Consider the following 11,887-nt stretch of genomic DNA (forward strand, 5'->3'; position numbering starts at 1 on the left):
CGTCGACTACTACGACCACCGCAACCCCGACCAGATCAAACGACGCGCGCTCCGCAGCCTGCGCGGCCTCGGCTACGACGTCGACCTCACACCAGCAGCCGCATAGCTCACGTCACTTTCCTAGGAGACCCGCTCAGCGCCCGCAGGCCGCCCGTCGGTCGAGGAGCGGCCGCAGGCCGCGTCACGAGACCCGCTCAGCGCCCGCCCAGCAGCGGCAGCGCGAGGTCGACGCGGTCGGTGACGATGCCGTCGACGCCGAGGTCGAGCAGCTCCTGCATCTCTCGGGGATCGTTGATCGTCCACACGTGCACCTCCACGCCCGCGCGCTGGAACGCAGCGACCGAGCGCTCCGAGATGATCTCGACCCCCTTGGCCCTGCGCGGCACCTGCAGCGCAGCAACGGGCTCCAGGATCCTCGCGAGCCCACCGTGCAGGCCCAGCCGCTGCGCGGCGAGCGCCTGCACGACGATCCGCTGCGAGGCACCGGTCGCGACCTCCGGCAGCAGCTGCTGCGCTTGGCGCCGACGGCGCTCCGAGAAAGAGGTGAGCAGCACCCGGTCGACGGCCCTCGCCTCCACGACCGCGCGCACCGCGGGCACCACAGCGGCATCCGACTTCAGATCGATGTTCCATCTGGCATCCGGCAGCGCCAGCAGCGCCTCCCGCAGGCCGGGCACGTGCTCGTCCTGCCCGAGATCGATCTCGGCGAGGTCCTTCCAGAGCGTCTCCTCGATGACGACATCCCGACCGGCGACGCGATCGAGCGCTGGATCGTGTGCGAGCACGGCGACACCGTCGGCCGTCGCGTGGGCGTCGGTCTCCAGGAAGGTCGCCCCCGCGTCCACGGCCGCGATGAACGCCATCATCGTGTTCTCCGGTGCCCCCACGGCGAGCCCGCGGTGGGCGAGCGCGCGTGGGGGCCCCGTGCTCAGATAGGTCGTCACGCCTAGGAGTGCCGACCCTCGTCCGTGGGGCGTCCGTCGATGGGCGGCACGTCGACCTGATTCGGATCGATCTCGACATCCGGCGCCTCGGCCTTGGCCTCCCGCACGGTCTCGAGTGCCTCGTCGTAGGCGGCGCTCGGCGTCTCGTCGGCGAGCGATGTCGATGAGGAGACGTTGTCGGTGCGGCCCGAGTCCTTCGGGTCGATGCCGCTCGCCCGCAGCGTCTCCGCGATCGTCGGAACCTCCACGTCCGACACCGAGTCGGCCTGGAAGGTCTCGTCGAGGATCGACGGCTCCGCGCCGTCGGCCTTGCGCTTCTCGGAACCCTTTTGGAACGGCACCTCGGCACGTCCCTCGAAGAAGCCCTTGCCGACCTGCTGCAGCGCGTCGGTGAGCTCCGACGGAATGATCCACAGCTTGTTCGAGTCCCCCTCTGCCAGCTTCGGCAGCGTCTGCAGGTACTGGTAGGCGAGCAGCTTGTTGTCCGCGTCACCCTCGTGGATGGCGGCGAACACGCGCTCGATGGCCTCCGACTCGCCCTTGGCGAGCAGGACCTGAGCCTCGGCGTCACCCTTCGCACGCAGCACCTGGCCCTTGGCCTGGCCCTCGGCACGCAGGATCTCCGACTGGCGCAGACCCTCCGCCTCGAGGATCTGGGCCTGCTTCGAGCCCTCGGCGGTGAGGATCGCGGCGCGGCGGTCGCGCTCGGCGCGCATCTGCTTCTCCATCGAGTCCTGGATCGAGTGGGGCGGATCGATCGCCTTCAGCTCGACACGACCGACGCGCAGGCCCCACTTGCCGGTCGCCTGGTCGAGCACGTTGCGCAGCTGGCCGTTGATCGTGTCGCGGCTGGTGAGCGCCTCCTCGAGGTTCATGCCACCGACCACATTGCGGAGCGTCGTGGTCGTGAGCTGCTCGACCGCCGACAGGTAGTCGGCGATCTCGTAGGTGGCAGCGCGCGCGTCGGTGACCTGGAAGTAGACGACCGTGTCGATGGAGACCACCAGGTTGTCCTCGGTGATCACCGGCTGCGGCGGGAATGAGCGCACCTGCTCGCGCATGTCGACGTGGTACGAGACGCGGTCGATGAACGGCACGAGGAAGTTGAGGCCGGGCTGCAGCACCTTGTGGAAGCGACCGAGTCGCTCGACCACGCCGGTGAAGCCCTGCCGGATGATCCTGATCGACCTGAAGAGCGTGACGAGCACGAACAGGACGACGAGGATCACGAGGACGAGCAGGAATGCCCCGAGGATGAATTGTCCGTCGATCGGCATGAATGAGCTCCTTGCGCTAGCGCTGTGCGGGGACGACGATGGCCGTCGCCCCCTCGATGGATGTGACGACGATCCGCTCGCCGACGTCGGGGTCGCGAGGCTGCACGACGGGGGAGAGGCGCGCGGTCCAGACGTCGCCGTTGGCGAGCGTCACCTCGCCGGCGCCGCGCAGGAACGAGCGCGTCACCTCTCCATCCATGCCGAGCAGTGCTTCGATGCCCTGCTTGTTGACCTCGCCCGACTCGTGCAGACGGTTGAGCAGCTTCGGCCGCACCAGGAACAGCAGCATCAGCGCTGCAGCGGCGGCGACCAGCACCTGCACCCACCACGGCAGCCCGGTGATGCTGGAGACGAGGCCGACGACGGAGGAGAGCCCGATCATCAGGAACGTGAACTCGAGCGTCACCATCTCGATGATGAAGCACACGAGCGCGACGACGAGCCACACGATCCATGCGTATTCGACGAGATCCACGTCCTCAGCATATGGAGAAGCGGCTGTGCCCGAGCACAGACTCGCGCGGATCGTGCACCTCGCGCACAGTAGGGTCGTCGAGAACGAAGGAGCAACCGTGTCAGACACCTCCACTGCCCCCCTCGAGCCGGGCTCGCTCAGCGGGCGCACCGCGCTCGTCACCGGCTCCAGCCGAGGCATCGGCGCCGCGACGATCGATCTGCTGGCGCGTGCCGGTGCGGATGTCGTGGTCGCCTACCGTGCGAAGGCGCCGCGTGCGCAGAAGGTGGTCGCCGCCGCCGAGGAGCAGGGGGTCAGCGCCATCGCCGTGCAGGCCGACCTGACCGATGTCGCCAGCCTGCAGGCCATGTTCGAGGCGGCGAGCTCACGCTTCGGCGGTCTCGACATCCTGGTGATGAACGCGTCGGGCGGCATGGAGAGCGGCATGGGCGAGGACTACGCGATGCGACTCAATCGCGATGCGCAGGTGGCGCTGCTCGAGGCGGCGCTGCCCGTGCTCAACGACGGCGCGCGCGTGGTGTTCGTCACCAGCCACCAGGCGCACTTCATCCGCACCACGCCGACGATGCCCGAGTACGAGGCGGTCGCGCTGTCGAAGCGCGCGGGGGAGGACGCCCTGCGCGAGCGCATCCCGGCCATGACCGAGCGAGGCATCGAGTTCGTGGTCGTCTCCGGCGACATGATCGAGGGCACCATCACCGCGACGCTGCTCGAGCGCGCCAACCCCGGTGCCATCGCGAGCCGCCGCGAGGACGCCGGCAGGCTCTACAACGTGGAGGAGTTCGCGCTCGAGGTCGCGCGCGCTGCCGTCGAGCCCGTGCCCGCTGAGCACACCCGACTGGTCGGCGACATCGCTGGCTTCGGCGCCGCAGAGGGAGCCTCGGCCTGATGCGCGCGGAGGACATCGAGCATCTCGTCTCGCTCTCTCGCCCGGCCGTGCACCGCAGCGGTGCGTTCGCGGTGGTCGCGACGTCGCGCCCGAGCCTGCGCGCCAACCGGAACGTGGGACAGCTCTGGAGGGTCGATCTGCAGGACGGCGCGCGTCGCCGGCTCACCGGTGGCACCTCGGACCGCAGCCCGCAGCTGACGCCGGACGGCGCGACCGCGCTGTTCCTGCGCGCCGATGAGCACGACAAGCCGCAGGTCTGGGCCGTGCGCGTCGACGGCGGCGAGCCCGTGCAGGCGACGGCGCAGCCCGGGGGCGTCATGGAGTTCGCGGTGTCGCCACGGGGTGACCGCATCGCCTTCACCTCGGCGGTCGTCGAGCGCGGCCGCTACGGCTCGGTCGATGGCGTCTCCGCCTCGCAGGAGTCGCCGCGCCTCATCACGGGCAACCGCAGCCTGGCCAACGGCATCGGCAGCCTCATCGGCCGCCGCACGCACCTGTTCTCGGCAGTGCTGCCCGACCTGGACGCCGAGCCGCGCTACGCGCGAGCGGCGCAGCCGCACGACGACGAGACCGTGGGCGATGACGAGCCCATGGCGCCGGAGTCGGTGCAGCTCAGCCACGGCGACTTCGACCACGTCGCGCCCGCCTTCTCTCCCGACGGCGACCGCGTGCTGTGCATCACCGCACGGCACGACACCCGCGACGACGACCTCGTCAATGCGGTGGTCGAGTTCGACGCCACCGCTGCCGAGGGCGAGCCGCACATCGTGCTCTCCTCGCGCGCCGGTCTCAGCGTGGGCCAGGTGCTCGGCACGCCGGATGGCGGGTACGTGCTGCTCGCGAGCAAGCTGGGGGAGTCGGGTCGCGACTTCGTCGCGCGGTCGACGCAGCTGTTCGTGCTCGAGCACGCGGGTGCGCATCCTGAAGATGTCACGGATGAGGACACGGTGGATCTCGGCGAGCCCGGCAGCCACGCGACCGTCGTGGACGACGGCGTGCTGGTGCAGGAGCGTCGCCGAGGGCGCAACCGCCTCGTGCACGTCACCGGTGGCGGCTCCAAGGAGCTCATCGGCGGCGACTTCGAGGTCATCGGGCACGGCGTCGGCGACGGCGTCACGGTCGCGACCGTGCAGACCCCGACGTCGATGGGCGAGGTGGCGGTGCTCGACGAGCGCGGCCTCACGGTGCTGACCGACTTCGGCGCGCGGCTGGTCGACGCCGGCATCGTCGAACCCTCGGAGCACGAGTTCACCACTCGTGACGGCTCGGTCGTGCACGGCTGGGTGTGGGTGCCGGAGGGCGAGGGCCCGCATCCGGTGCTGCTGAACATCCACGGTGGGCCGTTCGCGCAGTACGGCGTCGGCGTGTTCGACGAGGCCCAGGTGGCGGTCGACGCCGGCTACGCGGTCGTGCAGTGCAACCCGCGCGGCTCGGCGGGCTACGGCCACGAGCACGGCGCGGCGATCAAGCAGGCGATGGGCACGGTCGACATGCACGACGTGCTCGACTTCCTGGACGCGAGCCTCGCGGCGCATCCGCAGCTCGACGCCGAGCGCATGGGCATCATGGGCGGCTCCTACGGCGGCTACCTCACGGCGTGGACGATCGCGCACGACCATCGCTTCACAGCAGCGGTCGTCGAGCGCGGGTTCCTCGACCCGGAGTCGTTCGTCGGTACGAGCGACATCGGCTGGTTCTTCTCCGGCGAGTACACCGGCACCGACGCGGAGGCCGTGCGCGCGCAGTCGCCGATGGCGCATGTCGACGCCGTGCGGACACCGACGCTCGTGGTGCACTCCGAGCAGGATTGGCGCTGCCCGCCGGAGCAGGGCCAGCGCTACTTCGCGGCACTGCAGCGCCACGGCGTCGAGTCGGCGCTGCTGCTGTTCCCGGGCGAGGACCACGAGCTGACGCGCGCGGGCCAGCCACGGCACCGGCTCGAGCGCTTCGAGCACATCCTGGCCTGGTGGGCGAAGCACCTGCCCACGCCGAAGAACCACGCCTAGCGAGCCGTGGACGACGACGCGCGACCCGAACGCATCCGCCGCTCGGCGCGCGTCGTCTGCGTCGACGACGAGGGTGCGGCGCTGCTGCTGCTGCACCGATGGTCGGCACCTGCGGTGCCGCCGCGCTGGCTGACGATTGGCGGAGGCATCGAGCCCGGCGAGACCGAGCGCACGGCCGCGCTGCGCGAGCTGATGGAGGAGACGGGGCAGCGCGCGGTCGACGGGGATCTGGTCGGGCCCGTGCGCCACCTGCGGCAGGCGACGCCGCCGGGGCACCGGTACGACCGGCTCGACATGACCACGTTCGTCTGGCGCACGCCCCGCTTCGCGCCGGATGCCGCCGGTCGGGAGCCCGGCGAGCAGCGGGCGATCGTGGATGAGCGGTGGTGGACGGCGGCAGAGATCGCCGCGAGCGATGCGCCCTTCGATCGCGAGGATGTCGCGGGCACGCTCGCGCTGCTGGCGCGCGAGGAACCGCTGCCCGGTGAGTGCGTGCGCGTGCGCGCAACGAAATGGGATGGCAGTCCGCACTGGCAGTACGACGCGATCGCGCTCGGTTCCGACGCCGCCGGGCACTGGCTGGGGGTGGACGGCGCGTCCACGACGTTCCGCCGACCCGGCCGCGAGCCGTTCGTCGGCGATGCGCGCAAGGTCACGCTCGTGCCCCGGCGACCGCTCGCCATGCTCGATGGCACCTGGGCGCTGCTGCACTGGTTCGACGGGCGGCAGCAGATCCTCTACGCCGACATCGCGACGCCCCCTGAGCTCAGCCGCCGGGCCGACGGCTGGTACCTGGAGTACTGCGACCTCGACCTGGACGTCGTGCGCGACCCGGGCCGGCTCGCCTGGATCGATGACGAGGGCGAGTTCGCCGAGCATGCCGCCTCGATGCAGTACCCGTCGTGGGTGCGGGAGCGAGCGCGCGCGACCGCAGATGCCCTGCTCGCGAGCACCCAGGCGGGCACGGCCCCCGGCGAGCACGCGCGGCACGGCTGGCTCGCGGCGCTCGATCGGCTGCTGCGCCGAGGCGACTGACGGCTGGCGGCCGTCAGGTCATCATCCCGCTGGCCTCGTCGACGGCGCGCACCACGGCATCCCGTCCGGCACGGTCGATGAGCCCCAAGCGGTGTGCGACGCGCGCTGCTTCGTCGTACGAGGAGTGGAACTGGATGCCCGCCTGCTCGAGCCTCGCTCGCTCGGGTCCCGTCACGGGCACGACCTCGTGGATCAGCACGGCGACGACGAACTCACTGCCGCGCTGCAGCATCTCGGCACCCACGTGCGCGTCGGCCTGCCCGCTGTCGCCCAGGAACACGAAGCGGCACTCAGGGAACAGCGCGCGCTCGCGCTCGAAGTTCTGGAGCTTGCGCGCCTTGATGGAAGCCTTCGTGAAGATGTTGAGGACCGAGCCACCCAGCACCGCGTGCGGCGGCAGGCCGAGCCCCGAGAGTGCATTGCGCGTGTACTGCTCGACCAGGCCCCTCGGGCCCTCCGGGCGAGCAGTCACGAAGGTGAGGTCACCGGGTCGCGACGGATGGGCCGCGCTGCCGTCGTCCAGTGCGTTGAGCAGCTCGACGACGCCCGGGTAGATCGTGCCGATCGGGTAGCGGCGCTCGTGCAGCATCGCCCGCAGCGTGTCGTCGATGTCGCACAGGATGCGCAGGTCGTTCGACGGCGCCGCGGCCGCCTCGGTCGCGATGTGCGCGAGCACGGCATCCCGGTCGGCGGGGGAGAGTCGCTCGTAGACCACGTGCTCGAGGTCGTGCCGGTCGCCGGTGGCGTTCAGCAGGTACTTCATGTCGCGGAACGGCTCGCCGGTGAGCGACAGCAGCATCGATCGGATCCCCGCGGAGACATCCGCGCTGGGGGGCAGCCGTCGCAGCGCGTGCACGACATCCGCTCGCATCTCGGGGCTGAGCTCCGCGGCGCGATCGATGCACAGCAGCTGCACGAGCTGCCTGCGCTCGTCGCGATGCCAGAGCCCGGTGAGCACGGTTCCTGCGATCGCCGAGACGGTGCCCGTGAGGTCGATGCGGCGCAGCACCGCCTCGAGCTCGCCCTGCGGGGTCGCCCGCAGCTGCTGCAGTGCGTCTCGAGGGTTCACGTCAGCGATTCTGTCACCCGCACCCTGAGCGCCGCGCGGTCGATGCGCGCGTCGAGACGAGCAACGCGTCCGGCGGCGTCACCGTCGATCTGCACCGGCAGCAGCCCGTCGACCCGGCCGAGCGTGACGCGCTCCGCGGTTCGATGCTCGAGGATTCCCTCAGCCCTCGCGATGCCCGCACCAGCGGCGGCGATGCGACCCCAGTGGGCGAGGCGGCGCGGGCTGACCACGGCGATGTGCAGCGTGCCGTCATCGAGCCGCGTGCCGGGCAGCACCTGGAAGCCGGCGGGGATGCGCGCCGCGTTGTGCACGAGCACGCTCCACGCATGCGTCGACTCCACGGCACCGCCGTCGAAGCGGCCGCGCACCGCGAAGCCGGGGCTCGTGAGCCGGTGCGCACCCAGCGCGACGTACCCGGCCCAGCCGAGACGGCGCTTGTCGCGCAGCGATCCCGCCTCGATCGCGAGCGCGTCATTGCCGATGCCCGCCACGACGAGGAACACGCGCTCGGGCTCTGAACCGTCACCGCCTCGCGTGAGGGTGACGCGACCGAGGTCGACGGAGGTCTCCGTGCCGCGCACGGCGGCGCGTGCGGCGGCACGGGGGTCGCGCAGCGGCAGCCCGAGGTTGCGAGCGAAGAGATTGGCTGTGCCGGCCGGCATGATGCCGAGCGGCACAGCGCCATGCGCGAGCTCGGCCGCCACGTCCCTGACGGTGCCGTCGCCGCCCACGACGATCACCGCATCCGCGCCGTCCGCGAGCGCCTGGCGGGCCTGTGGGCCGCCGGTCTCGGCGACCGTGGTGGGGATGACCCGCGCGTCGGCGCCGACACCGACCGCTTCGCGGAGCACGGCGTCAACCGCACGCTCGAAGCCGCGCGCGGTGGGGTTGCCGATGACGACGAGCGAGGCCACCAGGTCAGCGTAGCCGCGGTGCTCGCGGAGCAGCGCGTCAGGGCATCGCCGCGCGCAGCGAGAGGAACCCGGCGAGCCTCGCGACCTCGTCCCCGACCGCATCGGCCAGGCCTGCGCGCGGCTCGACATCCCAGTGGATGCGATGCACGCGCAGCACCCCGGACTCGCGATCTGACGTGGCATCGACCTTGCCGACGAGCGCATCGCCGTCGAGGATGGGCAGCGCGAACGCACCCCAGCGACGCTTCGCGGCGGGCGTGTACTGCTCGAGCGCGTAGTCGAACGGCCACAGCTGCCGCATGCGCGTGCGATCGGCGATCAGGCGGTCGAGCGGCGAGAGGAGCACGACGCGGCCCACGAAGCCCTCGGCGCTGGCGTCGGGATCCAGCCGCCAGAGCCCGCGCACGCCGTCGATGCGTACGGACTCGCCGACCTCGCCGAGGTGCGTCGCTCGAGCGATGCCGCAGGCGCGCAGCCAGCGCTGCCGCCAGGTGCGCCAGGCATCGACGAGCGTCGACGGCTCGACCGGTGGCAGCACGCGCTCGGCCAGATCCCAGACCCGCGCGGTGCCGACGCGTTCGGCGACCACAACCTCTCCGCGGATCTGGAGCAGCTCGAGCATCATCGCCACGTTGCGATCGGTGTTCCAGCCGCTCGATCTGAACGGCATATCTGCCGCGTCATCGATCTCCGACTGGGGGAGCGGGCCATCCTCCTGCAGCTGCCGCAGCACCCGATCGCGGAATCCCGCATTGGCATCGAGCCACGCCCGCGACGAGGCGTGGATCGACTCCGTGTCCCTGCCGATCGCCGTCAGCCACGGCAGATCGGTGGTCGCACGCAGTCCGATCGCCCATGCCTCCATGGGGTGGCGGTGCGGCCCGAGGTGCTCGACGAGCGTCAGCTCGCGCTCGACCGCGTCGCGCACCTCGCGATGCTCGAGCACCGGGATGCGGGTGTGCGCGATCTGCTCGGCGGAACGCGCCACGATGTCGGTCGGGTTGAGCGGCAGCAGCGTGAGCTGCTCGACGACCGCAGGCAGGTCACCGGCATCGCGCTCGGTCGACGGCGAATCCAGCCACTGTGCCCGCACCGCGATGCGCCGAGCGGCTTCGACCGAGATCGTGCGGGCGTCGCTGGTCGACATGCGGCGATGGTACGCCGTCGCGCTCGGCATCCGGCGGAGTGCCGCGCACATCTCATCTGCCCTCTGCAGCAGGCGGGGTGCCAGGATGCTGCCATGGGGGATGAGCTCCGCGTGGTGCCGGCGAACTGCGCGACGCCTGCCGACCTCGACGCGATCTTCGGCACCCGCGGCAACGGGCAGCGGTGCCGCTGCCAGCGCTACCGATTGGCGCGCGGCGAGACGTTCGCGGACGTGCCGGTCGAGGAGCGCGCACGGCGGCTGCTCGAACAGACCTCGGCAGGCGACATCGACGCATCGACCACCAGCGGTCTGGTCGCGTATCTCGGCGAGCGGCCGGTCGGGTGGGTCGCGGTCGCACCGCGCAGCGACCACCAGGGGCTCGTGCGCGAGTACGCGGTGCCGTGGCGGGGCCGGGACGAGGATCGGGCGGATGCGTCGGTGTGGGCCATCTCGTGCCTGTTCGTGCGTGCGGGGCACAGGAAGCAGGGCATCAGTCGCGAACTGGCCGCAGCGGCGGTGGCGTTCGCGCAGGAGCGCGGCGCACGGGCGGTGGAGGCATACCCGATCACGACGACTGCCGCGATCGACGAGGAGCGGCACGTGGGCACCGTGCCGATCTTCGAGGCCGCGGGCCTTTGCGAGGTGGCACATCCGACGAAGCGGCGGAAGGTGCTGCGCGCCGAGCTGACGGATCGGTGACTCGTCGGCTGCACCGCGCGGGCGCGGCACGGTGAGAGTGCCACACTTGGCGCATGTCTGACACGTCGCGCCGTCTCGAGACCCTCACCGTGACCGCGGGCCGTCCGCCGCACGTGCCGGGTGCTCCGCTGAACGAGCCCGTGACGTTCGCGAGTTCCTTCGTGGCCGGTGGCGACCTGGAGTACGCCCGCTACGGGAACCCGTCCTGGACGGCGCTCGAGGAAGCGCTGGGAGCGCTCGAGGGCGGCGAATGCATCTCGTTCGCGAGCGGCATGGCGGCGGTCAGCGCGGTGCTCGCGCAGGTGCCCGTCGGGGGAGCGGTCGTGGTGCCGCGGCACTCGTACCAGCACACGCTCGCGCTGCTCGACGACGGCGCGAGCGCCGGCCGCTACGAGGTGCGTCGCGTCGACGTGGCGGATGCGGCAGCTGTGGAGGCGGCGCTGCCGGGCGCGGCGATGGTATGGCTCGAATCGCCCACGAATCCCGCGCTCGAGATCGCCGACCTGCCGCGGTTGACCGCAGCGGCGCGTGCCGCCGGCGTCGTGAGCGTCGTCGACAGCACCTTCGCGTCACCGCTGCTGCAGCGGCCGCTCGAGCTGGGTGCCGACGTCGTGGTGCACTCGGCCACGAAGCTCATCGCCGGGCACAGCGACGTGGTGCTGGGTGCCGTCGTGACGGATCAGGCAGCGCTCGCGGCGCGCATCCGCCACCACCGCGGGCTCCACGGCGCGATCCCCGGCCCGATGGAGGCGTTCCTCACGCTGCGCGGACTGCGCACGCTCTCGGTGAGGCTCGGGCGCGCGGAGGCCAACGCTCGAGCGCTCGCGCGAAGGCTGGCGACGGCGTCGGGAGTGCTGGAGGTTCGCGACCCCGGGTTCGGCACGGTGCTCGCGATCGTGCTCGTCGATGCTGCTGCAGCGGACAAAGTGGTGCAGCGCGTGCGGCTGTGGATCCCCGCGACGAGCCTCGGGGGAGTGGAGTCGACGCTCGAGCGCCGGCGCCGCTGGGCCACCGAGGCTGCGACCATCCCGGAGGGGCTCATCCGCCTGTCGGTCGGGATCGAGCACATCGACGACCTCGCCGACGACCTGCTCGCTGCGCTGGCCTGAGCCAGCAGGGCACGGTTCAGCGGGCGATCACCGGAGACGCCTCCGGGCACTCCGCCTGCACCGCGGTCTTCGCGTCGGCGAGCGTCTCGTGCCTGCCGAGGCCTGCGCCCTCGCCGCCGACGGCGACGAAGCCGTCGAGGCTCTGCTCCACGAAGCCGAGGAAGCGCACACCCTGCGCATCGAGGCTCGACGCCACCCACAGATCGGCGCTCGGTGACGTCCACGTCACGCTCGACGGAGTCTCGACTGCCAAGGATGGAGCCTCGGTGATCAGCGTCTGCGACATGCGAGCTCCTGTGTTCGTTAGTTCGACGATCGAAATG

Annotated in this window: 12 protein-coding genes; 5 read left to right on the top strand and 7 right to left on the bottom strand. The window is 71.4% G+C overall.

The window, feature by feature from the left end; translation table 11 throughout:
* Positions 1-194 precede the first annotated feature (194 nt).
* The 3 genes from ACJJVL_RS02200 to ACJJVL_RS02210 are packed head-to-tail and all read right to left on the bottom strand — an operon-like array spanning position 195 to position 2,696.
* On the bottom strand, positions 195-944 hold the full coding sequence (locus ACJJVL_RS02200) for a glycerophosphodiester phosphodiesterase family protein (protein ID WP_405216543.1): 750 nt from the start codon (positions 942-944) through the stop codon (positions 195-197).
* Positions 945-946: 2 nt separating this feature from the next.
* Positions 947-2,221, bottom strand: coding sequence for an SPFH domain-containing protein (locus ACJJVL_RS02205; RefSeq protein WP_405216545.1), 1,275 nt, complete (start codon positions 2,219-2,221; stop codon positions 947-949).
* Positions 2,222-2,237: 16 nt separating this feature from the next.
* Positions 2,238-2,696: an NfeD family protein gene (locus tag ACJJVL_RS02210; RefSeq protein WP_405216547.1), complete on the bottom strand. Its 459-nt coding sequence runs from the start codon at positions 2,694-2,696 to the stop codon at positions 2,238-2,240.
* A 97-nt stretch (positions 2,697-2,793) separates the two neighbouring features.
* On the opposite strand from ACJJVL_RS02210, the gene ACJJVL_RS02215 reads away from it, so the two are divergent.
* The 3 genes from ACJJVL_RS02215 to ACJJVL_RS02225 are packed head-to-tail and all read left to right on the top strand — an operon-like array spanning position 2,794 to position 6,626.
* Positions 2,794-3,585 (top strand): SDR family oxidoreductase, encoded by a 792-nt coding sequence (locus tag ACJJVL_RS02215; protein ID WP_405216549.1) that lies wholly within the window; start codon positions 2,794-2,796, stop codon positions 3,583-3,585.
* Positions 3,585-5,591, top strand: a complete 2,007-nt coding sequence (locus tag ACJJVL_RS02220; RefSeq protein WP_405216551.1) for a prolyl oligopeptidase family serine peptidase — start codon at positions 3,585-3,587, stop codon at positions 5,589-5,591. The genes ACJJVL_RS02215 and ACJJVL_RS02220 overlap by 1 nt, the downstream gene beginning before the upstream one ends.
* Before the next feature lie 6 nt (positions 5,592-5,597).
* On the top strand, positions 5,598-6,626 hold the full coding sequence (locus tag ACJJVL_RS02225; protein WP_405216553.1) for an NUDIX domain-containing protein: 1,029 nt from the start codon (positions 5,598-5,600) through the stop codon (positions 6,624-6,626).
* A gap of 13 nt (positions 6,627-6,639) precedes the next feature.
* Here the strand turns inward: ACJJVL_RS02225 and ACJJVL_RS02230 are convergent, their stop codons facing one another.
* Genes ACJJVL_RS02230 through ACJJVL_RS02240 form a run of 3 tightly spaced genes read right to left on the bottom strand, consistent with a single transcriptional unit; the run spans position 6,640 to position 9,756 of the window.
* Entirely contained in the window at positions 6,640-7,695 is a 1,056-nt protein-coding gene (locus ACJJVL_RS02230) for a phosphatase domain-containing protein (RefSeq protein WP_405216555.1), read from the bottom strand.
* Positions 7,692-8,609, bottom strand: a complete 918-nt coding sequence (locus tag ACJJVL_RS02235; RefSeq protein WP_405216557.1) for a diacylglycerol/lipid kinase family protein — start codon at positions 8,607-8,609, stop codon at positions 7,692-7,694. Before ACJJVL_RS02235 ends, ACJJVL_RS02230 begins: the two co-directional genes overlap by 4 nt.
* A 37-nt stretch (positions 8,610-8,646) precedes the next feature.
* On the bottom strand, positions 8,647-9,756 hold the full coding sequence (locus tag ACJJVL_RS02240) for a DNA glycosylase AlkZ-like family protein (protein ID WP_405216559.1): 1,110 nt from the start codon (positions 9,754-9,756) through the stop codon (positions 8,647-8,649).
* Between the two features lie 93 nt (positions 9,757-9,849).
* Here ACJJVL_RS02240 and ACJJVL_RS02245 point away from each other — a divergent pair, with 93 nt between their 5' ends.
* Positions 9,850-10,455 carry a GNAT family N-acetyltransferase gene (locus tag ACJJVL_RS02245; protein WP_405216561.1) on the top strand — a complete coding sequence of 202 codons (606 nt, stop codon included), beginning with the start codon at positions 9,850-9,852 and terminating at the stop codon, positions 10,453-10,455.
* A gap of 53 nt (positions 10,456-10,508) precedes the next feature.
* The gene (locus tag ACJJVL_RS02250) at positions 10,509-11,564 is read left to right on the top strand and encodes a trans-sulfuration enzyme family protein (RefSeq protein WP_405216563.1); all 1,056 of its coding nucleotides are present in this window, start codon (positions 10,509-10,511) and stop codon (positions 11,562-11,564) included.
* A gap of 16 nt (positions 11,565-11,580) precedes the next feature.
* Here the strand turns inward: ACJJVL_RS02250 and ACJJVL_RS02255 are convergent, their stop codons facing one another.
* On the bottom strand, positions 11,581-11,850 hold the full coding sequence (locus ACJJVL_RS02255; protein WP_405216565.1) for a hypothetical protein: 270 nt from the start codon (positions 11,848-11,850) through the stop codon (positions 11,581-11,583).
* Positions 11,851-11,887 lie beyond the last annotated feature (37 nt).

The sequence above is a fragment of the Agrococcus sp. Ld7 genome, from assembly GCF_045064095.1.
GTDB lineage: Bacteria > Actinomycetota > Actinomycetes > Actinomycetales > Microbacteriaceae > Agrococcus.

Excerpts from the sequence above, each read along its gene's own strand:
- ACJJVL_RS02205 (WP_405216545.1), bottom strand. The coding sequence starts at position 2,221 with ATGCCGATCGACGGACAATTCATCCTCGGGGCATTCCTGCTCGTCCTC.
- ACJJVL_RS02240 (WP_405216559.1), bottom strand. The coding sequence starts at position 9,756 with ATGTCGACCAGCGACGCCCGCACGATCTCGGTCGAAGCCGCTCGGCGC.
- ACJJVL_RS02245 (WP_405216561.1), top strand. The coding sequence starts at position 9,850 with ATGGGGGATGAGCTCCGCGTGGTGCCGGCGAACTGCGCGACGCCTGCC.
- ACJJVL_RS02250 (WP_405216563.1), top strand. The coding sequence starts at position 10,509 with ATGTCTGACACGTCGCGCCGTCTCGAGACCCTCACCGTGACCGCGGGC.
- ACJJVL_RS02255 (WP_405216565.1), bottom strand. The coding sequence starts at position 11,850 with ATGTCGCAGACGCTGATCACCGAGGCTCCATCCTTGGCAGTCGAGACT.
- ACJJVL_RS02220 (WP_405216551.1), top strand. The coding sequence starts at position 3,585 with ATGCGCGCGGAGGACATCGAGCATCTCGTCTCGCTCTCTCGCCCGGCC.